We start from the raw sequence: 20963 nt of genomic DNA, 5'->3' as shown, positions 1-20963 counted from the left end.
GCCTTACACCGCAGCATTTATCGAAGATAATTCCTAGAGTAGAGGTCATCTCTACACAACTCTGTAAAAAGAAAGGTTTTTAACCGATGAGTATGAAAAGTTGGATAGGCGATCGCACTCTTATTACAACCAGAATTATTGCACCATTCATGGGACTAATCGCCATTGGATCTACAAGTTTTGCCGATGCTGCCCCACAGCAACACATTTCCAGCATAAATAGTGGAAACCTCGATACAGGAAGTAAAAAAAAATCCCTCAATAATCCCGAAAAAACTTCAATAATCGTTGCTTTAAGTAAAAAAGTTCAAGTCAGCCTTGAAAATTCTGTAAATTCCCCTCAAAAAATACCTCTTCAACAAGGTATGCCATACAAAGAGGCGCGTCAAATCCTCATTCAACAAGGGTGGCAGCCCAGCTTACAAGGTCAACCTAACCTCAGAGATAGTTCTGTTAAAGAGCTATTTGATTTAGGATATAAAGAGATTAAGGATTGTTCTGGTACGGGAGAAGGGCCTTGTCGTTTTGAGTTTATCAATCCACAAGGAGAACTGCTAGTTATAGTCGCTACGACAAGAGGTTATGAAAATACAAAACGTTTTGTGAGGAATTGGTGGATTGAGAAAAAGACAGATAGTAATCAACAAAAATCTTCATCAAACATAATTCAAGAAGGTCGTTATTGGTTGGGAGGTACGGATCAGGGTTTAGAGGTCAAGGGAAAACAATATCGATATTATGACGAGTCTAATATTGATCGACCGTGGAAACCTATTTCTGAGTTACAATATATCAAAAAAGGCGTTGTCTTTGATGGTAAAAATTATTGGTGTTTATCTACTCTCGTACCTCAAGCAGGAGGAATTTATTGTTCTAGAGATGGATGGCAACGAAAGATTTATCATCAGCTATCTAGGGGAAGTTCATAATTTTTATTGGGTTGAATCGTGCTAATTAAATCACTTTCAATTAAGTCAAGATCGAAGTTTTTAGGGGTGTGTGCATTAGCTATATCCCTTGTAATCGGTGGTTCCAGTCTAGATAGTGCTACAGCGCGCGATTATGAATCACGCACTCAAGCTGTGGATAGGTTTACGGATTGGTTTTTTTATAGAGTGAATCCTCAATTAGGAGACCGTAAATTGCGATCTGACGATTCTTCTGCCTACATCCGCGAATGGAATGCTATTCGTAGTACAGTCGATCGAGAAATGATTACTACACAAGGAGATTGCGTCGGTGATGCTTTCTGGGACTTCGATTATCGTTCTCATGGCCGAGCGCTCGATCGGATTGCAGATACAATTTGGGATATCCGCGATCCATCGGGTGACAAAACTCGTGCAGATGTTTCTAAACAAGAATGGCAGAAGCTTCGTAATTCAATAATTAGAGAGCATTTTTGCTATTAATTTGCAACTTTTTTCACCCCAAATTAAAGAATAAAGCACAACCGCGACCTCAGTTACAAATATTATTAAAACACAGATATAACATGTAAGCTGTTCGACATTCAAACTGCACTATTTGTGAGCCAGACCCCATACTGCAAAAGGTTGAGGCAATAAATTTAAATGACTAACAGCTTACCATTAATTGTACTATTATCGCTCAGTTAAGTTTAACATTAGTCGGTGAAATTTCCGGAAAGACACCAATGGGAACAAGAAAATTTATTCGGTTCAAAAATGTTGGTTTTGCCGTAGCTGGACGAGAAGGCAGGTAGGATTGTGTTGTAAAACGTCCCGCAGAAGAAGAACCTTGAATCAACTTAATTATCCAGGAAGATTTGGGTTGAGAAGGGGACTTGAAAAATCAGGGGTTGATTGTTTGGCCTGCTGAGGGAATGCAAAGTTATATTAGCGTATACAATTTATATAATTTTCTCATCTTACTCTTAGTCCCCCTCTCCTGGAACTAAAGTTTGACTCTTAAGCGATTTCAATAGCAAAATGATAAATAATATAACCTGCGATCGCCCGGATTTGATATCATAAGTAATAGCAGGAGATAATATTATATTTTTGCACTAAAATGTCAGTCACGACTCATCAATTAATTCAGTGGAAACAACAACGGCGACCAATTGTCGCGCTGACAGCTTATGATTATGCGATCGCCCAACTGGTAGATCGAGCAGGCGTAGATATCATCCTAGTCGGCGATTCCTTCGCAATGACAGTCTTAGGCTACGAAACAACCTTGCCCCTCACCCTAAATGAAATGCTGCACCACGCTAAAGCAGTGCACCGTGGAGTTAAACAAGCATTAATTGTGGTCGATTTGCCGTTTTTGACTTACCAAGAAAGTCCTCAGCAAGCCCTGCACTCGGCGGGGAGAGTTTTGAAAGAAACAGGCGCTCAAGGTGTAAAATTAGAAGGTGGATATCCAGCAATGGCGGTCACAGTTTCGCAGCTAACATCCGCCGGAATTCCGGTGATGGGACACGTCGGCTTAACTCCGCAGTCGGTACACCAACTCGGCTACAAAAAACAAGGAAAAACAGCCGAAGCAGCCGATCGCATCATAGCAGAGTCGATCGCGCTTCAAGAAGCAGGTGCCTTTGCGATCGTCTTAGAACACATTCCCGCCGACTTAGCCGCTCAAATTACCCAAAAATTAACTATTCCCACCATTGGTATCGGCGCCGGGCCGCACTGCGACGGTCAAGTTTTAGTTACTTCCGATTTATTGGGACTTTCCGAAAAACAACCACCTTTTGCGAAAGCTTACGCCAATTTGCGAGAAACAATTACCCAAGCTGTGAAAGATTATTCCCTTGAAGTTAGAGAAGGCAAATTTCCCGAATAGGTTGTTAGTGAGGGCTTCAACCCTTAAAAAGGAGGAATAAAATCCTCACTATAAACCTAATTTACACTTTCGGCTGGCCCTCTTCCTCTTTATCCTTCTCAACAGGTTCAGCCTCAGATTGACCAACCCCTTCCTTAAAACTCCGCAGCGTTTTGCCCAACGCATTTCCTAACTCAGGAATCTTCTTGGGGCCGAAAATTAGTATGGCCACCACCGCAATAATGCCCATTTCGGGCAATCCCAGACCAAACATACAAAATCTCCTCTAAAACTTGCTCGATCGTAAGTCAATCTACTGATATTGTTAAAGTATCTACCTTTTTTCCTGCATCCTGCAACAGTAGAATCAAGTTTTATTAAGCTATCCCCCGATAAATAGGAATGTTAGAAATATCCCAGCCTTCCCTCCGCGAACAACAGCACTACCTCATCCGCAATTTAGCAGACCGGATGGAAGCAGTATGGCACCGTTATCTAGACCTGGAACCCTACCACCTGCCCGCTGAGTTGGGATACGTAGAAGGGCGCTTGGAAGGAGAAAAACTGATCATTGAAAACCGCTGCTATCAAACGCCCCAGTTCCGCAAAATACACCTCGAACTCGCTAAAGTCGGGCCGGTACTTGACATACTGCACTGCGTGATGTTTCCCAGACCGAATTATGCTTTGCCGATGTTCGGTACGGATATAGTAGCAGGCAAAGGCCAAGTTAGCGCCGCGATCGCAGACCTTTCTCCCCTCAATCGAGATCGAACTTTGTCGGAAACCTACCGAACCCAACTGGAAATTTTGCCGGTCAACCAATTTTCTTGTCCCCGCCAAATTCCCGAATGGGGGGATATTTTCTCAGAATTTTGTCTGTTTGTGCGGCCAGAGTCGATGGAAGAAGAAAACAGATTTTTGGACATAGTTGAATCCTACGTGGAAATTCACTGCAAACAGGCAGTCGCCTCTGAACCAGTATCTGCCACCGAAGAATCGAAAATTCTCGACGCTCATATTTACTACTGTAGCCAGCAGCAGCAAAACGACAAAACCCGCCGCGTACTCGAAAAAGCTTTCGGTCAAGATTGGGCCGAACATTACATGACCGAGGTGCTTTTTGATTTCCCTAAATAGCTGAAATTTGTTTACAATACTTAATAGTAGGTGGGCAAAACTTAATTAGGAAATCACCTACTTTATAAGTAATGGTAAAGGAATCACGGTTCAAGGATAAATCATTTTTAAAACCCCCAGGACGAGGAGTCATCGGTTTAGCGATCGCGGCAACTCTCATTACCACAGGAGTTGGTTTTTGGCAAGTATCTCAACTTAGAAAAGCCGAAGAGTTAAAGGCTGCGGCTGCAACGGCTGCTGCAACTTCCGTCGCCACCCGCACCAGCGTTACCGCTTTGGGTAGGTTGACTCCGCAGGGGGAAGTTATCAAATTGTCGGCCCCTTCGGCGTCGGAGGGAGCAAGAATTGAACAGTTGCAGGTGGAAGAGGGAGATCGAGTCAGTCAAGGACAAATCATAGCAGTTCTCGATACGCGCGATCGGCTCCAAGCAATCCTCCAACAAGCCGACAAAGAAGTCAAAGTCAAACAAGCAGAATTAGTGAAAATTCAAGCAGGCGCAAAAACAGGCGTTGTCGGCGCTCAAAAAGCCGAAGTTGCCAAGTTTGAAGCACAAGTGCAAAGGGAAACCGAAGGCGAAGCAGCCAATATCGCCCGCTTAGAAGCTCAACTGCGAAGAGAAACCGAAGCCGAACAAGCTAACGTCGCCAAATTCGAGGCACAACTTCAAAGAGAAACCGAAGCCGAACAAGCTAATCTTGCCAAATTGGAGGCACAACTCGAAAGAGAAACAGAGGTGCAGCAATCCAAATTGGCTAGGCTAGAAGCTCAATTGCGTGGGGAAATTGCCTCTCAAAACGCTACAGTTGATCGGCTAAAAGCCGAATTAACCAACGCCGAAGCCGAGGAACAACGCAACAAAGAACTTTCCGAAACAGGCGCAATTTCTGCTTCCGCCTACGACACCAAGCGCTTAGCAGCAGAGACGGCTCGCCAGAGAGTCAAAGAAGCTCAAGCTGTATTAGAAAAAACAGTGCAAACACTGCAAGAGCAAATAGTCGAAACTAAAGCCACAATCAAACAAACAGTAGAAACAGGCAAGCAGGAAATCAATCAATCCCGAGCCAATCTCCGACGCAAGTTAGAAACAGGTAGGCAGGAAATTAACCAAGCCAGAGCCACCTTAAATCAAAAGATAGAAACCGGTAGAGAACAAATCAATCAAGCCGAAGCAATACTAAAACAAAAAGCAGAAACTGGCCAAGAACAAATCAATCAAGCCAAAGCAAATTTAGACCAAATTGCCGAAGTACGTCCCGAAGACGTGCAAGCCGCCCAAGCCGCCGTCGAAAGTGCGATCGCCACCAAACAAAAAGCTCAAGTAGACTTAAACTTAAGTTACATCAAAGCACCCGTATCCGGCTACATCCTCAAAGTGCACAGCCGACAAGGAGAACGTGTCAACACTCAAGAGGGCATCGTAGAACTAGGCAGCACCGACCAAATGTACGCCGTAGCAGAAGTTTACGAAACCGACATCGCCAAAGTGCGAAACGGTCAGCGCGCAACAGTCACCAGCCCGGTTTTTACAGGCACTGTGGAAGGAACAGTCGATCGCATCGGCAAACAAGTCGGCAAAAAAGATGTCCTCAATACAGACCCCGCAGCCGACACTGATGCGAGAGTTATCGAAGTAAGAATTCGCCTCAATCCAGAATCTAGCAAGAAAGTTGCAACCCTAACAAACTTGCAGGTAGAAGTAAAAATAGACATCTAAAATGGGTAATTTGTAATTTGTCACAGGAGCGCTCGATCTTGTTACTCATTACTCGTTCTTCCCTCTTACTCCTTCCTTATTCCCTTTTCCTTATTCTTCCTCCTTCCTTCTTCCCTCTTCCTTCTTCCTTATTCCTTGATTGTATGGCAAAAATACCACTAGCTTGGGCACAATTAACCCGCGAAAGAATGCGTTTAGTAATCGCGCTAGCAGGCATTGGATTTGCCGACTTACTGATGTTTATGCAGTTTGGATTTAGAGACGCGCTATTTGAAAGCTCCATCACCTTTCACTCGAAGTTAAAAGGGGATATTTTTATCACCAGCACTCAATCTACGGCTTTAATAGCCATGAAAAGTTTTCCCCAGCGTCGCTTGTATCAAGCTTTGAGTTTTGACGGCGTTACAGAAATCAGCCCGGTATATTTAGGCTTTGGATTGTGGAAAAACCCCGATCCCAACCAGCGAAATACTCGCCAATTGATGGTCATCGGTTTTGACCCCGCTCATCCCATCTTTGATCTGCCTGAAATCCAAAATAATTTGGACAAAATCAAAATTTCGGATGTGGTTTTATTTGACCAAGCTTCCCGGCCGGAGTTTGGGCCGATAGCAGAATATTTTAAACAGGGAAAAGTTGTTGAAAGTGAAGTTGACAATCGCCGCGTTAGGGTAGATGGTTTATTTACTATAGGGGCTTCTTTCGGTGCCGACGGAAATCTTGTCACCAGTGATTTGAACTTTATGCGAATTTTTTCGACCCGGAGAACAAGAGGTTTAATCGATATAGGTATTGTTCACTTGCAGCCGGGAACAGATGTTAAGGTGGTTGTTGATAAAATGAGGGCAACTTTGCCGAAAGATGTGAGAATTTCTACTAAAGAAGAGTTTGTAAATTTTGAAAAGAAATATTGGCAGGAAAGTACCTCAATCGGATTTGTTTTCACTCTCGGCGCGGCAATGGGCTTTATCGTTGGGATAGTGATTGTTTATCAAATTCTTTATACTGATGTTACCGATCATTTACCCGAATACGCTACGCTGAAGGCGATGGGATATAAGGATATTTACTTTTTGGGTGTGGTGTTTCAAGAGGCTTTGATTTTGGCAATTCTTGGCTATTTGCCAGGGTTTGGAGTTTCTTTGGTGCTGTACAATTTAGGGAGAAATGCTACGAGTTTGCCAATGTATATGACTTTGGCGAAAGCTATGACTGTTTTTATTATGACAGTTGTCATGTGTTCTGTGTCGGGGGCGATCGCAGTTAGGAAGTTGCAGGCGGCTGACCCGGCGGATATTTTTTAAGGAAGGAAGAAGGAAGTTCGGCAACGAGCACTGTACAAGATGTAACGGATGTAACGGATGTCAGGAAGAAGGAAGAAGGAAATACCAATTACCAATTACGAATTAACAGCTACAAATTACCAATGAATACTTTACCAGTAGTCTCAATTAAAAATCTCAATCATTCCTTCGGCGAAGGACAACTTCGCAAACAGACATTATTTGACATCAACCTCGAAATTTATCCCGGCGAAATCGTGCTGATGACTGGGCCTTCTGGGTCTGGTAAAACAACATTGTTAACCTTGATTGGAGCTTTGCGATCGATCCAAGAAGGTAGTTTGAAAATTCTCGACCAAGAATTGCGGGGAACGCCGAAAAATAAATTAGTTAAAGTCCGGCGCGACATCGGCTATATTTTCCAAGCTCACAATTTGCTCAAATGCTTGACAGCTAGGCAAAATGTGCAAATGTCTTTAGAACTGCACAGTCATCTTTCTCCCCGAGAAACTAATGATAGAATAGAGGGAATGCTGCAAGCTGTAGGCTTGGGAGAAAGAATAGATTATTATCCAGACAGTCTTTCTGGCGGCCAGAAACAAAGAGTTGCGATCGCCCGGGCATTAGTCAGCCAGCCAAAATTAGTTTTAGCAGACGAACCCACAGCAGCACTAGATAGTAAATCAGGTCGAGATGTGGTAGAAATTATGCGAGGTTTGGCAAAAGAACAGCACTGCACTATTTTGCTTGTAACCCACGACAACCGCATTTTAGACATAGCCGATCGCATTATTCACATGGAAGACGGCTACCTCGCCCAAGATACATCAACAACGGCGGCAATCGGCGTTCTTTCGGGAAAATAATATTAATCCACCTCAACTTATTTCCTCGAACCTGGACGCTTTCCTCCTACCTTGGCAGGACTTTTTGTTGCACCTTTGGCTGTAGTTTTAGAACTACTTTTGCCACTTTTTTGACCCTTAGCTCCTACCAATTGGCTATCATTGGCATTGGTAGGCCGGCCGGCAGGCGTTCTCGTAGTCCTAAAGGTAACATTCACCCCTTCATTCGACTGTTCCAGCACCAACATCGGCGTCGGCTTGGCTTTTTGATCCCACTCAATATGAACGATGCGACCTTGAATTGTTGGCTGCCAACTGTCGTGATCGTCTGAAGGACTCAGATAAGTTTCCAAACAGTCAATAATTTGATTAATTGTCGCTGATGTTGCCTGAGTCGGCAGTTTCATCAACTTAATTTGAATCCGAAACAGCACGCGTTTTTCTATTTTTATTGCCGGATCGCCAGTTTCGTATTCGATATCAAACATCGAATCCACTTGCCTGCCGCTGCCCGCATTCCCATTTTTATCTCCCACTGCCCCCTGAGTCGGACGCAGGGCAATACTAATTTTTTCTTTAACTTTTACCTTGATCTGGTTCACAATGGCAAAGTGAAAGACTTCTTCCGCCATCCGCATTCTCAGGTAGTCTAAATTAAAGTCTCGCGAGTGGATAAGGTCGGGATTCTTTTCCATCTTTAACATGGTTTCCAGAGCCATTTTGTATTTTTTCTGGAGTTCTCGATTTCTAAACTCCTCAAATTTGAGCTTTTTACTCAAATCGTCGAGTTTTAGCTTGGTAAACACCGCTAAACCGATAAGCAATAACAACAGTAATCCCGACCCTCCCATTAAGAGTTGGTCTGAGGACGGATCTCCGGGTTTAGCCTTTTTAGGTTTGGGAGAGGCTACTGCCAACCTTGGTTCTACAAGGATTATTTGGGTTGACATGGGCTTTTAAAGGGTAAAATTTGACGCTATATTTATACAGGACTCCAGAGTAGAGCTGGTAGTGCAACTGGATCAACCAACATTGACATCATTCCACCATCATCTTGGTACAACTGGATTTCTGCAACTGGAGCACGCACCCTCTAATTAATACTTTATCTTTAACTGCAAGCAGGTTTCCGAAATATCGGAAAATCGCGCGCTGGCACTGGCCAATAGAAATGGTGAATTGTCTGTAATATATTATACCTATACAGCTAAAAAAATGTTTGTTCGGCGGTCTCCGTTTCTAGCAAAATAAAAAGAAATACACATAAATTAATAGTAACTCTGGGAGCCAGCAGCGGAAAACATCAAGGAGAACAGCCGATCGCCCGGACGATCGAGGGGCGGACGTTGGAGAGTGATAATTCCTACTGTTGGCTGACTGCCGCCGTGCCAGCCCACCGGGCGGCTTGCTGTGAAAGTCGAGCTGCGGTGCGATCGAACAACGTCTCCTTAGCTAAGATTACAGCTAATACCACCAATATTCGATCGTGACCTACGAACCCCTGCACCACAAATATCGCCCTCAGACATTTGCCGAATTAGTCGGTCAAGAGGCGATCGCCCAAACCCTCACCAGCGCCATCCTACAAGAGCGCATAGCACCAGCATATCTATTCACCGGCCCCAGAGGCACCGGTAAAACCTCCAGTGCCAGAATTTTCGCCAAATCCCTCAACTGTATTTCTACGGTTTCCCCCACCCCGACACCCTGTGGCAAATGCAACGTTTGCCAAGAAATTGCCCGAGGTTCGACACTAGATGTCATCGAAATTGACGCCGCCAGCAACACGGGAGTAGATAACATTCGGGATTTAATCGAAAGATCTCAGTTTGCTCCCGTACAATGCCGCTATAAAGTATATGTAATCGACGAAGTTCATATGCTCAGTACCCAGGCATTTAATGCCTTATTAAAAACATTAGAAGAGCCGCCCGATCGCGTTGTATTCGTTCTCGCAACAACCGATCCACAAAGAGTATTACCAACTATTATTTCTCGTTGCCAAAAGTTTGACTTTCGTCGCATCCCCCTCGATGCAATGATTGCTCACTTGCACAAAATTGCTAAATTAGAAAATATCAATATTGCCAGTGATGCAGTACAAATGGTTGCTCAACTTGCCCAAGGAGGTCTGCGAGATGCCGAAAGTTTGCTCGACCAACTAAGCTTATTTCAGGGTGAAGTAACAGTCGAAAAAGTTTGGGATTTAGTCGGCGCAGTCCCCGAAAATGACTTAATGGATTTGCTGCAAGCTATTGATACAGATAACGCTACAGCACTAATAGACATGACCCGCCACCTCATGGATCGCGGTCGGGAACCGTTAATCGTGCTGCAAAGCCTCGCGAGCTTTTACCGAGATTTGCTAATAGCCAAAGCTGCCCCGAAACGGTCAGATTTAGTAGCTTTAACATCTGCAACTTGGGAAAAACTGCGGGATTTTGCCCGCAATTGGGAGGCGGAGTTAATTTTGGCAGGCCAGAAACATTTGCAAAACCACGAAGTGCAAATTAAAAACACTACTCAGCCGCGTTTGTGGCTGGAAGTAACGCTGTTGGGATTGTTGCCCTCAGCAATTAGAACTCAGTCACAAGCAACAGCGGAACCAGCGAAAAATATTGCTCCATCACAAATTCACCCCCCCCAACCCCCCCTTGCTAAGGGGGAGAGTCAGATATCTAATATTGAACAATCTTCAGTTTCCAATTCGCAAAATTCTCCGCCTCACTCGCCGCCTGTGGCTAATCGAACAGAAAGCCCACCTCCTGCGCCGATTACCGCACATGTACCAACTGCTGAAACGACTCAAGCAAATTATTATTTACCCACTAATTCAGCCGATGAAATCGATTTAAATCGAGTGTGGGAACAGGTACTTGAGCGTGTGCGGCCGCATGGAACTCAATCGCTGCTTCGCCAACATGGACAGCTAGTAATTTTTAGCAATAATACTGCTCATGTGAAGATTAGTTCGCAGCCGTTGCTCAATATGGTTAAAGACAAAGTAGCTAATATTGAAGAAGCTTTTTTGCAAATTTTTAACCGTCGAGTAACAGTAAAAGTGGGCTTGACAAATCCCGCTGAAAGTAATAGTTCTCGCGCCAAGGATGTGCCTACTTCTAACGGACGTGTTGGCGAAAATCCCAGGAATTCTCATCCTGCGGATGATGCGGGCCAAAAGGTGCAGAACTCGGCGGCTTCTGAGATTACAGATGATTTTTTGGGCAAGGGTAGAGAAGAACAAAAACACCCGCTAGCGGCTGAAAATACCGCCGTTAATGTGCCGACAACTTCCGAATCGCGATCGCCCACAAACGGCTCTACCGACTCTCAAAATGACTTTAACGCTCAGGCTGTAGCGGTGCGTGATGACGCGGGAGATGTCGCAAATTCGGCTAGGAAGTTGGCTGATATGTTTGACGGGGAAGTAGTCGATTTGTCGGAGGACTTGGAGATTTGGGAATCGGAAACTTTTAGATTGGAATCTGAACCGGATTTTTCCGAGTTATCTTCTGAGTTAGGTGAGGATGATTTTATAGATTGGTAAATCTATGCTTGCGGCAGCGAAATGTTGCACATTTCGCCGGTCGCACAAAATCCAGCGCGGGTGTAAACTCGGAATTCCTCCTCGTGTCCCGCCATCAAAAACGCCACCGCAACACCCGCGTCGAAAGCTTCTCGCAGCAGCCGGGCCGTCAAAGCCCCTGCTATGCCCCGCCGGCGAAAAGGGACGCGCACGCCGATACCGGCGACTTCTGTCGTCTGATTTGCCGGCGCAGTACACATTCCAGCCCCCGCAGGTTTGCCCGTTGCTGCTACGCGAGCGAGTACGGCCAGGCCACCTGCGGCCAGAGTTTTCCGAAGACTGTCAACGTCTTCAGGGGTTGGTGCAGCCTCTGTGAAAGCCTCGTGTTGCGCCGCGGCTGTACCGAGGATCTCGGCCTCGGAAACTGGCAAAATTAGTTGGATGCCTGGGGGGACGGGAAGCAATTTCTCGGAACCCGGAGTGCAAGTCATCAGCGGCAGGCGTCCCTCAACGGTGAAACCGGCCGATATCAGCGTTTCTTCGACAGCAGGGGCTAGTTTCGCGACATACTCCAAACGCGGCTTTCGCCCGCGCACAGAGTACGCAGCGATTAGGGCCTTGACATCGGCGAGGGAGGGTGCGGCGCCGTCGTCGGGAATCGCATAGTTCAGATAAGGGTTGGTGCTGTGGCGGCTGAAGGTAGCGAGGAACGGCCCGATCCGCTCGGTGTCGCGCTGCTGGCTCGCAGCAAAGCGCAGGTATGATTGAATGCGAGATTGCATAAGTGGCTGTGCTGAAAACCTTGCTTTTAAGCTGACTCTGGCTTGGGCAGCGAAGACGGAAGTACCAACAGCTCGGCGGTCGATCGCTTCTCGACCATTTCCTTAGTAATCGTACACCGGGCAACATCCTTGCGCGACGGCAACTCGTACATCACATCCAACATCAATTCTTCGACAATTCCCCGCAGCGCCCGCGCTCCTGTTTTGCGGCGGTATGCTTCCTGGGCGATCGCCCGAATCGCCTCTGGCTTAAAGTCCAACTGCACGTTATCCATCTTCAGCAGCTTTTGATACTGCTTAACCAAAGCATTGCGGGGCTCCGTCAAAATCGCCATCAGCGTTTCCTCATCCAGCGGTTCTAACACCGCCGCCACCGGTACCCGCCCGATAAACTCGGGAATCATCCCAAACTTCACCAAATCATCCGGTTCCAGTTGCTTGAGTACATCAGCAGCCCGCTTTTCCTTCGGCTGAGCCTCTCCGGGCTGAATAAAGCCCATTGACTTTTTACCCGTTCTCTGCTCTATCACTTTTTCCAGACCGACAAAAGCACCGCCGCAGATAAACATGATATTGCTAGTATCAATTTGGATGCAGTCTTGATAGGGATGCTTGCGGCCGCCTTGGGGAGGTACATTGGCGATCGTCCCCTCCAGCATTTTCAACAGCGCCTGCTGCACGCCTTCCCCCGACACATCCCGCGTAATCGAAGGATTTTCGCTCTTGCGGGCTATTTTGTCAATTTCATCAATATAAATAATTCCGCGCTGCGCCTCTTCCACGTCCATATCTGCCACTTGCAGCAGCCGCAGCAAAATATTTTCCACATCTTCCCCGACATAGCCCGCTTCCGTCAGCGTCGTCGCGTCAGCCACCGCAAACGGCACGTCTAGCATATCCGCCAAAGTCTGAGCCAGCAGAGTTTTTCCGCAGCCGGTCGGCCCGATTAACAAAATATTCGATTTTTGCAGTTCTACTTCTTCCGGCGGGTGCTTGCCGCTATTTTTTGCATGGATAAAGCTCAGGCGCTTGTAGTGGTTGTAAACTGCCACCGAGAGCACCTTTTTCGCCTCATCTTGCCCGATCGCATTTTCGTCGAGGTAATTTTTAATTTCCCTCGGCTTGGGAATTTGGCTCATCGACATACTTTTGCCCGAGGTACCGCGGCGCTTTGGCGTCGTTTCCTGCTTCGGAGCCGTCGCTGCTGCCGGAACTGCACTCGAATCAAACAACTCCTCATCTAAAATTTCATTGCACAAGTCAACGCATTCGTCGCAGATATACACCCCTGGCCCTGCGATCAACTTGCGTACTTGCTCTTGAGACTTGCCACAAAACGAACATTTTAGATGGGAGTCGTACTTAGACATAACAGCCTCTTAATTCAGTGCAGTGACATTCTCTCCCGCCGCCGGAAGGTTTTCTTTAGCGATAACTCGATCGACCAAACCGTAATTTTTGGCTTCCTCGGCTGACATAAAAAAGTCGCGCTCTGTATCAGCCTCTAATTTCTCGATCGGTTGACCTGTGTGGTGCGCTAGCAGTTGATTCAGCTTACGCTTATGATAAAGGATTTCTTTGGCTTGAATCTCAATATCAACTGCTTGACCTTGAGCGCCTCCAAGCGGCTGGTGGATCATAATTCGGGAACTCGGAAGAGACATCCGCTTACCGTGGGCTCCTGCTGTCAGTAGAAATGCGCCCATACTCGCTGCCAAACCGTAACAAATCGTTACCACATCGGGGCGGATTTGCTGCATTGTGTCATAAATTGCCATGCCGGCCGTCACCGAGCCGCCGGGGGAATTTATGTACATTTGGACATCTTTCTCTGGGTCTTCGGCATCTAGATACAATAGCTGAGCCACTATCGAGTCAGCAACTTCGTCGGTTACGGGAGTTCCTAAAAACACAATTCGCTCCCGCAGCAAGCGCGAGTAAATGTCAAAAGCCCGCTCGCCCATCCCCGACTGTTCTAGTACCATCGGCACTACATTGCTGGGGCTGGAACTGACATCAAAATCGTTATAGCTTGTAATTAGGTAATTGGAAGATTGAGATACAACCATAAGACACCAGTCAAGGATTCTAGACAATTTGCTGCTGCTGATGAAAGCTTTAAATTAAGCCGCCAGCTTTTAACTATTATGCCTCTTCTGAACGGATATCGGGGGAATGGGGAGTTTTGAGTTTTGAAATTGCTTTCTGCGCTGGGCGCAACGCTGGAGTGACTTGCAAGGCTCGCGGGGTGAATGAGTTAAAACACTTACTGGTACATCATCCCTACTTCTAGTAGACACCCCGAGGTTTTAGTAAGGATCGGGCGCACCCGGAGCTTGTAGTTAAGGCTCGGGTGCGCCGTTCAAATCACGGTTGATTTCATGCCCCCAATTAGGACATTTGAACACATTAAGTTCTATTCTTCGCCTACGACTTCCACTTCGACGCTCGTGGCTGCTTCTGCTGAATCTCCAGCGTCTGATTCTTCTGATTCTGCTGCTGCCGGAGTCAGAGAGCCTTCAGGTACGAGTTCGATTGTCCCTTTTTCTTCCAACCATTTCAGGGTTTTTTGTTTGAGCAAGTCTTCCCTTACAAATTCCTGCAACCTTTGGGGGTCAAAATCTCCTTTGGGAAACTGCTTTCTGATTTTTGCCACTTCTGCTGCTACTTCTGTGTCTTCCACAGATAAAGATTCCAGCTTAGCTACTTCTGCCAGAGCTAGAGTCTGCTTGAGCCGCTCGATTGCTTCCGGGCGCGAGCGTTCCCGCATCGGGCCCATATTTTCTTCCGTAAACAGTTGGTTGATATCTATGCCGTAATTTTTCAATTGGACGGCTTGTTGATTCAACAAATAATCGATTTCGCGATCGACCATTGTTTCGGGAATTTCCACGTCTATTAGCTGCACGAGGGCTGCTGATATAGCTTTTTCCTTATTAGCTGATGTCTTGTTTTCTTGGTCTGCTTTAAACCTAGTTTCGAGAGATTCGCGCAGTTCTGCTAAAGTTTCAAACTCACTGACTTCTTGGGCGAAGTCATCGTCCAACTCCGGCAATTCTTTTTCCTTAAGTTCTTTGAGGGTAATCGTAAAGACTGCCGGTTTTCCCGCTAATTCTTCACTGCTATATTCATCGGGGAACTGCACGGAAACTTCTCTAGTTTCTCCCGGATTCATCCCGATCATACCTTGGATAAAGCCGGGTACAAACTGATTTTCCGATAATTCTACTTGGAAGTCTTCTGCTTCGCCACCGGGAATTTCTGCGGGAGTTTCGCCTTCGGGTGCTTCCGCAAATCTACCGGAGAAATCAACCAAAGCCACGTCTCCCAACTGAGCCGGCCTGCCTTCTACAGGGATTAAAGTAGCTTTGTCCGATCGATATTTTGCCAGTACCTCATCTACCTGAGCCTCATCATACTTAGCTTCTGCTGCTTGAAGCTGCAAACCTGTGTACTGACCCATTTTCACTTCGGGTTGTACATCAACCTTCGCCGAAAAAATCAGAGGCTGTTCAGGATCGAACTTAGCTAGTAACTCTTCAAATTCTGTGCGCAGTTCAAAACTGCCAATTGCCGCAATTTTTTCTTGTTCGAGGGCTTTTTGCAGGGAATCATTAATCAAATTTTCCAAAGCCGTCGCTTTCAAGCGAGTCTGGCCTAGGCGCTGTAGCAAAACTTGACGGGGAACTTTGCCTTTGCGGAACCCAGGAATATTAACCTCGCGAGCAAATTGTTTAATTACTTGCTCGTAAGCTTGTTTTGACTTTTCTGACGGTACTTCGATTTCCAGACCAATTTGGCTAGCTGGAAGTTTTTCCTGGGTTACTTTCATCGGCTTTTTTGATATTTAACAATAGTGTAATAAAATACATACAAATCTGACTTTGCCTGCATTTTAATTTTGTACGCTTTGACTCGTAACGGCACAACTACAAACACCTCTACCGGATGAGACTGTAAGTCCTGACCGGCTACTTTTTGGGCTTTTGCCAAATAGTTTTAGTGTGAGGATACTAGCTTTTGCTGCTAGGAAAGTGGAGGTTAAGTCCACTAATCGCCGATGCACCATAGCATATATCGCCCTCAGATGTCAATGTCTTGGGCATCCCGTCAAAGTTAACGGATGCGCCTGCTGCCAGAACGATGCGGATTGGCGCGGGGCGATCCTCTTCGAGGGCTTCGCTAACGGCAAAAGATGCTAAACTAGAAGTGGGTACGATCGCACGGATCAATCGGGAAGTTCGATCGCCTGTTTCCGTTAACTGCACCATTGCTATCCTCTCATGCTTCCAATCTGGCATAACATTAATTAAGTTTGATATTGAGAATTGCAGTTATTTAAATTTTTGATTTCGATCGTTGAAACTATAATTTCTGGAGGAAACTAATTTGTCTCAATCCTATCGAGTTGCCATTTTAGGAGCTACCGGCGCTGTCGGTGCCGAGTTGCTAGAACTATTGCACAGCCGGAGTTTTCCGATTTCTAACTTGAAGCTGCTGGCTTCGGAACGTTCAGCAGGCACAACTTTGCCTTTTGGGAGTGAGATGCTGCCGGTCGAAGCAGTTGCGGCGCGATCGTTTGATAATGTAGATCTGGTGCTCGCCTCGGCCGGCGGCTCTACTTCTAAGTTGTGGGCTCCGCAAGCGGTGGCAGCCGGAGCAGTGGTTATTGACAATTCTAGCGCTTTCCGCATGGATGCGACCGTACCGCTAGTGGTTCCAGAAGTCAATCCCCAAGCGGCAGCAGCTCACCGAGGTATAATTGCTAATCCCAACTGCACGACTATTTTGATGGCAGTTGCGGTTTGGCCACTTCACAAAGTTATGCCGGTCAAGCGCATAGTTGTAGCCACTTACCAGTCTGCCAGCGGAGCGGGGGCGAGGGCAATGGAGGAAATGAAAGCTCAAGCAAGAGCAATTTTGCAGGGGGAAACGCCCAAAACAGATATATTTCCCTACCCTTTAGCATTTAATTTGTTTCCGCACAACACCCCGATTAATGATTTGGGGTATTGTGAAGAAGAGATGAAAATGGTAAACGAAACTCGGAAGATATTTGGCACGGACGAGATTAAAATTACGGCAACTTGTGTGCGGGTTCCCGTACTGCGGGCTCATTCGGAAGCGATTAATCTAGAGTTTGCAGAGCCTTTTAGCGCGATCGAGGCGAGGGAAATCTTAAAGCAGGCAAGCGGGGTTAAGCTGGTAGAAGACTGGCAAGCTAATTATTTCCCGATGCCCGCAGAAGCCAGCGGTAAGGATGAGGTGTTAGTTGGCAGGATTCGTCAAGATATTTCTCACCCCTGCGGGTTGGAGATGTGGCTATCGGGCGATCAAATCCGCAAAGGGGCGGCTTTAAATGCGGTGCAGATAGCTGAGTTGCTGGTAGAAAAAAATTTGTTGCGAACCCAAGTGGCGGTGGCTTCTAATTAGGGGAACCCTCGTAACTTGAAAATTGAAATTGGGGATTTTAGATAAACCTTTCATCTGAAATCAAAAATTTAAAATCAAAAATCAACAGTCTAAAATCGGAGAAAGTGTGGTAAAGTTTGGACGGGTTCTGACTGCAATGATTACGCCGTTTAAGGAAGACGGCAGCGTCAACTATGCGGTAGCAGAACAATTGGCAGTTCATTTAGCCGATCGCGGTACAGATAGCTTGGTAGTGTGCGGAACTACTGGCGAGTCTCCCACTATGACCTGGGATGAAGAATACGAATTATTTCAGGTAGTACAAAAGGCGGTGGCCGGTAAGGCGTTAGTAATCGCAGGAGCGGGGTCTAATTCTACTTCAGAAGCAGTCGCAGCTACGAAAAAAGCAGCTAAACTCGGGTTAGATGGCTGTTTGCAGGTGGTTCCTTATTACAACAAACCGCCGCAAGAAGGTTTATACAATCATTTTCAGGCGATCGCGCAATCTGCTCCAGAATTGCCTATAATGTTATATAACATCCCCGGTCGCACTGGTCAGAATATGTTGCCGGAGACGGTGGCTCGATTGGCCCAAATCCCCAACATTGTGGCCGTAAAAGAAGCAAGTGGCAACTTGGATCAAGCAAGTCAAATTCGGTGCTTGACATCCCCTGAATTTGCCATCTATTCTGGAGATGATTCCCTAACTTTGCCAATGTTGGCGGTAGGAGGATCTGGTGTAGTTAGCGTAGCCAGCCATCTGGTAGGAGAGCAACTGCAACAGATGATCAAAGCTTTCGAGGCCGGTCAAGTTCAAGTCGCTACCCAGATTCACTTGCAACTTTTTGACCTGTTTAAAGCTCTTTTTCTCACCACAAATCCCATTCCCGTCAAGACAGCTCTCAAACTTCAAGGCTGGGATGTAGGCTCCACCCGTCCGCCGCTGTGCGATCCGCCCGTTGAGGTAACTCAAAAGTTAAAGGACGTACTGAGTCAGCTAGCAGCAGTATCAGCTAGTAAGACGAGCGACAACGAGTTTTCAGACAACTGAATATTGGTTGTTATCAGTCATTAGTTCTGAGTCATCAGTCATTAGTAATTAACTGTTAGTAAGTAGCTAACCGTCAAGGATTAAAGACTGAAAATAGAAGAATGAAGGCCAAAGACAACTGACTGTACGGGATAGTAAAACCCGCCAGGGATTTTTCCATAAATATTTGGAAAAATATTCCCCTACCAACGAACAGTAGACGAAAGACGAAAGACCAAAGACCACAGACCAATAACAAAAATAACTAACAAAGGATACGCATGATCAAAAATACAACTGCATCTGCTCTAAAAGTTATTCCCCTCGGCGGGCTGCACGAAATCGGTAAAAACACTTGTGTGTTCGAGTACGGCGACGAAATAATTCTTTTAGATGCCGGTTTAGCGTTCCCGACAGATGGAATGCACGGGGTAAATATTGTCCTTCCCGACATGACTTACCTGCGGGAAAACAGCCACAAAATTAAAGGTATGATCGTGACTCACGGTCACGAAGACCACATAGGCGGTATCCCTTATCACCTCAAACAATTTGAAATTCCCGTCATCTACGGCCCTCGTTTGGCGATGGCTTTGTTAGCGGGAAAACTCGAAGAAGCCGGAGTGTCTCACCGCACTGAATTGAGAACGGTTCGACCCAGGGATACTGTCAGAATTGGCAAGAATTTCTTAGTAGAATACATTCGCAACACTCACTCGATGGCAGACAGTTTTACTGTGGCAATTCACACTCCAGTGGGAATTGTGATCCACACCGGAGACTTTAAAATTGACCACACTCCTGTAGACGGCGAGCATTTTGATTTGCAAAAGCTGGCCGAGTACGGCGAGAAAGGCGTGCTGTGCTTGATCAGTGATTCTACTAACTCGGAAGTTCCCGGTTTTACTGCTTCGGAACGTTCTGTTGCTCCGAATTTAGACAGAATTATCGCTCAAGCACCGGGACGGGTGATGGTGACAACGTTTGCTTCCTCGGTACACCGATTGCAAATTGTTTTGGACTTGGCTAAGAAAAACAATCGCTATGTCGGAGTAGTTGGCCGGTCGATGCTTAACGTCATCGCTCACTGCCGCAATCTCGGCTACATCAAATGCGAAGATAGTATTTTCAAACCGCTGAAAGAAATCCGCAATTTGGCTGAAGATAAGGTACTGATTTTAACTACAGGTTCCCAAGGCGAACCGATGGCGGCGATGACTCGCATTGCTAACGGCGAACATCACGAACTGAAAATCAGGAAGGGCGATACAGTCATTTTCTCAGCTAATCCGATTCCGGGAAATACGATCGCAGTGGTAAACACGATCGATAAACTGATGATGCTGGGAGCACACGTGGTTTACGGCCGCGACAAAGGCATTCACGTTTCCGGCCACGGCTGTCAAGAAGACCAAAAGTTAATGATTAACATGACTCGTCCCAAGTTCTTCTTGCCGGTTCACGGGGAACACCGGATGCTGATCCAGCACTCCAAGACGGCTCAAAGCATGGGCATTCCCGCTAGCAATATGGTGATTATTGACAACGGCGATGTCGTAGAATTAACTGAAAATTCGATACGGGTGGCCGGTCAAGTGCCTTCAGGAATTGAATTAGTAGATGCTTCTCGATCGGGCGTTGTCAAAGCCAGCGTCCTCAAGGAACGTCAGCAGTTGGCCGGAGATGGCGTTGTAACTGTAGCGGCGGCTTTGAATTGGGAAGGCAAATTAGTTGCAAAACCAGAAGTCCACTTGAAAGGTGTAGTGACATCAGCCGATCGTGCGGAGGTGATCAAATTAATCACTCAAACCATTGAAACAGTTTTGAGCGATCGCTGGTCAGAATTTGTCAAACCCGCCACTGCTGACTCGCAAGTTGACATTGACTGGGTAGGAGTGCAAACCCAAATAGAAAAAGCAATTCAGCGGGTGATGCGCCGGGAACTTCAAAGCAATCCGCTGCTGGTATTCCTGATGCAAATTCCAGAAGAAGCAGTGCGATCGGAAAAAGTAGCAGCATCTCCCGGTTCCCTGGAAGCACCTAAGCTATTATCCTCCCCATCCTCGGCATCGCCATCATCGGCATCATCCCCATCCTTGCCATCTCCTGCCAATCAGGTGACGGGCCGGCGCCGTCCCCGGACTGCTGCAAGGGCAGCTTCTTAGGGCGATAATTCTCGGACGCACTGCGAACCAAGAAAGGAGTTTTAGGTTTTGTAGTTGCGCTTGGACGCCCAAGCGCAACTACAAGCCTAGATTTGATTTCATAAATACATTTCCTCATACCAATTTACTATGAAGCTGCATTTAATATAACGCTAAGGACATAGTTCCAACAAGAAAGACATCAGCCTCATTTAGCTGGGGGGGGTGACAAGGATGGCTAGGAGCTAGATTGAATCTGACTTATAGCCCTCATCCCCTGTTGGTAAAAATAGCGC

The 20963-nt window shown here is 46.4% G+C and carries 19 protein-coding genes; 11 read left to right on the top strand and 8 right to left on the bottom strand.

The features are described 5' to 3' along the window. Positions 1 to 92 precede the first annotated feature (92 nt). From QUA53_RS25375 to panB, 3 genes are all read left to right on the top strand, one after another. Positions 93 to 929 (top strand): hypothetical protein, encoded by an 837-nt coding sequence (locus QUA53_RS25375; protein ID WP_333165991.1) that lies wholly within the window; start codon positions 93 to 95, stop codon positions 927 to 929. Between the two features lie 213 nt (positions 930 to 1142). Next, a complete protein-coding gene (locus tag QUA53_RS25370; protein WP_333096058.1) occupies positions 1143 to 1412 on the top strand; it encodes a hypothetical protein in 270 nt (89 codons plus the stop codon). Between the two features lie 622 nt (positions 1413 to 2034). Then, the gene (panB, locus tag QUA53_RS25365; RefSeq protein ID WP_333096059.1) at positions 2035 to 2811 is read left to right on the top strand and encodes a 3-methyl-2-oxobutanoate hydroxymethyltransferase; all 777 of its coding nucleotides are present in this window, start codon (positions 2035 to 2037) and stop codon (positions 2809 to 2811) included. 61 nt (positions 2812 to 2872) lie between these two features. On the opposite strand, the gene tatA is transcribed toward panB, so the two are convergent. Beyond that, positions 2873 to 3064: a twin-arginine translocase TatA/TatE family subunit gene (gene tatA, locus QUA53_RS25360; RefSeq protein ID WP_333096060.1), complete on the bottom strand. Its 192-nt coding sequence runs from the start codon at positions 3062 to 3064 to the stop codon at positions 2873 to 2875. Between the two features lie 128 nt (positions 3065 to 3192). Between tatA and QUA53_RS25355 the strand changes: the two genes are divergently transcribed. The 4 genes from QUA53_RS25355 (at position 3193) to QUA53_RS25340 (ending at position 7794) form a co-directional block, all read left to right on the top strand. Next, a complete protein-coding gene (locus tag QUA53_RS25355) occupies positions 3193 to 3930 on the top strand; it encodes a phycocyanobilin:ferredoxin oxidoreductase (protein ID WP_333096061.1) in 738 nt (245 codons plus the stop codon). A gap of 71 nt (positions 3931 to 4001) precedes the next feature. Beyond that, complete coding sequence (locus QUA53_RS25350) at positions 4002 to 5645, top strand: HlyD family efflux transporter periplasmic adaptor subunit (protein ID WP_333096062.1); 1644 nt, start codon at positions 4002 to 4004, stop codon at positions 5643 to 5645. Positions 5646 to 5788: 143 nt separating this feature from the next. Beyond that, positions 5789 to 6949 carry an ABC transporter permease DevC gene (gene devC, locus QUA53_RS25345; RefSeq protein ID WP_333096063.1) on the top strand — a complete coding sequence of 387 codons (1161 nt, stop codon included), beginning with the start codon at positions 5789 to 5791 and terminating at the stop codon, positions 6947 to 6949. Positions 6950 to 7071: 122 nt separating this feature from the next. Next, complete coding sequence (locus QUA53_RS25340) at positions 7072 to 7794, top strand: DevA family ABC transporter ATP-binding protein (protein WP_333096064.1); 723 nt, start codon at positions 7072 to 7074, stop codon at positions 7792 to 7794. Between the two features lie 17 nt (positions 7795 to 7811). Here QUA53_RS25340 and QUA53_RS25335 read toward each other — a convergent pair whose 3' ends face one another. Both QUA53_RS25335 and QUA53_RS25330 read right to left on the bottom strand, forming a co-directional pair. After that, entirely contained in the window at positions 7812 to 8723 is a 912-nt protein-coding gene (locus tag QUA53_RS25335) for a hypothetical protein (RefSeq protein WP_333096065.1), read from the bottom strand. A 413-nt stretch (positions 8724 to 9136) separates the two neighbouring features. After that, a complete protein-coding gene (locus QUA53_RS25330; protein ID WP_333096066.1) occupies positions 9137 to 9283 on the bottom strand; it encodes a hypothetical protein in 147 nt (48 codons plus the stop codon). Between QUA53_RS25330 and QUA53_RS25325 the strand changes: the two genes are divergently transcribed. Continuing rightward, complete coding sequence (locus QUA53_RS25325; protein ID WP_333096067.1) at positions 9260 to 11320, top strand: DNA polymerase III subunit gamma/tau; 2061 nt, start codon at positions 9260 to 9262, stop codon at positions 11318 to 11320. The two genes, QUA53_RS25330 and QUA53_RS25325, sit on opposite strands and share 24 nt — an antisense overlap. Before the next feature lie 2 nt (positions 11321 to 11322). Here the strand turns inward: QUA53_RS25325 and QUA53_RS25320 are convergent, their stop codons facing one another. The 5 genes from QUA53_RS25320 to QUA53_RS25300 all read right to left on the bottom strand — a co-directional run bounded on the left by QUA53_RS25320 (position 11323) and on the right by QUA53_RS25300 (position 16352). After that, a complete protein-coding gene (locus QUA53_RS25320) occupies positions 11323 to 12081 on the bottom strand; it encodes a GNAT family N-acetyltransferase (protein ID WP_333096068.1) in 759 nt (252 codons plus the stop codon). A gap of 26 nt (positions 12082 to 12107) precedes the next feature. After that, on the bottom strand, positions 12108 to 13451 hold the full coding sequence (clpX, locus tag QUA53_RS25315) for an ATP-dependent protease ATP-binding subunit ClpX (RefSeq protein ID WP_333096069.1): 1344 nt from the start codon (positions 13449 to 13451) through the stop codon (positions 12108 to 12110). Positions 13452 to 13460: 9 nt separating this feature from the next. Then, positions 13461 to 14150, bottom strand: coding sequence for an ATP-dependent Clp endopeptidase proteolytic subunit ClpP (gene clpP, locus QUA53_RS25310; protein WP_015179195.1), 690 nt, complete (start codon positions 14148 to 14150; stop codon positions 13461 to 13463). A 347-nt stretch (positions 14151 to 14497) separates the two neighbouring features. Continuing rightward, positions 14498 to 15913 carry a trigger factor gene (gene tig, locus QUA53_RS25305; RefSeq protein WP_333096070.1) on the bottom strand — a complete coding sequence of 472 codons (1416 nt, stop codon included), beginning with the start codon at positions 15911 to 15913 and terminating at the stop codon, positions 14498 to 14500. 181 nt (positions 15914 to 16094) lie between these two features. Continuing rightward, positions 16095 to 16352, bottom strand: coding sequence for a hypothetical protein (locus QUA53_RS25300; protein WP_333249158.1), 258 nt, complete (start codon positions 16350 to 16352; stop codon positions 16095 to 16097). Positions 16353 to 16470: 118 nt separating this feature from the next. Here QUA53_RS25300 and QUA53_RS25295 point away from each other — a divergent pair, with 118 nt between their 5' ends. The 3 genes from QUA53_RS25295 to QUA53_RS25285 all read left to right on the top strand — a co-directional run bounded on the left by QUA53_RS25295 (position 16471) and on the right by QUA53_RS25285 (position 20688). After that, complete coding sequence (locus QUA53_RS25295) at positions 16471 to 17514, top strand: aspartate-semialdehyde dehydrogenase (protein WP_333096073.1); 1044 nt, start codon at positions 16471 to 16473, stop codon at positions 17512 to 17514. A gap of 106 nt (positions 17515 to 17620) precedes the next feature. Next, positions 17621 to 18544, top strand: coding sequence for a 4-hydroxy-tetrahydrodipicolinate synthase (gene dapA, locus QUA53_RS25290; protein WP_333096074.1), 924 nt, complete (start codon positions 17621 to 17623; stop codon positions 18542 to 18544). Between the two features lie 260 nt (positions 18545 to 18804). After that, a complete protein-coding gene (locus QUA53_RS25285) occupies positions 18805 to 20688 on the top strand; it encodes a ribonuclease J (RefSeq protein ID WP_333096075.1) in 1884 nt (627 codons plus the stop codon). Positions 20689 to 20963 lie beyond the last annotated feature (275 nt).

The organism is Microcoleus sp. Pol12B3 (assembly GCF_036701355.1).
In the GTDB taxonomy this organism is placed as follows: Bacteria; Cyanobacteriota; Cyanobacteriia; order Cyanobacteriales; family Microcoleaceae; genus Microcoleus.
The sequence above is the reverse complement of the archived record's forward strand: the minus strand, read 5'-3'. Positions and strand labels throughout refer to the sequence as shown.